The sequence below is a fragment of the Candidatus Clostridium eludens genome (genome assembly GCF_045310515.1).
In the GTDB taxonomy this organism is placed as follows: Bacteria; Bacillota; Clostridia; order Clostridiales; family Clostridiaceae; genus Clostridium_B; species Clostridium_B eludens.
On sequence record NZ_JBJHZX010000216.1, the window covers coordinates 1 to 253 of the forward strand.

At 32.0% G+C, this 253-nt stretch carries 1 pseudogene; it reads right to left on the reverse strand.

Annotation, left to right across the window (positions count from 1 at the left end):
* Positions 1 to 92 precede the first annotated feature (92 nt).
* A pseudogene (locus ACJDU8_RS25885) lies at positions 93 to 253 on the reverse strand (restriction endonuclease subunit S); the annotation flags it as partial.

A 253-nucleotide genomic window follows, 5' to 3' on the forward strand; every position in this document is an offset into this window, starting at 1 on the left:
AAAAGCAGAGAACCAAAAATTTTTAATTTTGTGTGAATCGCTTTCACAGAGTGCGATGGGGGTGTTAGCAATGGTAGTGATCGGATAAAATTTTAATTAAATAATTCGCCATTAAAAGCTTTTTGCATCAAAGAATTAAAGTTATCTTCTAATTCTTTTAAACTCTTTTGCATTTCAAATTTCAATTTGTCGACTTGATTGACAAAGTTGGCAAATTCGTTTTGGAGTTCTATTGGTGGCACTGGAATCTCTA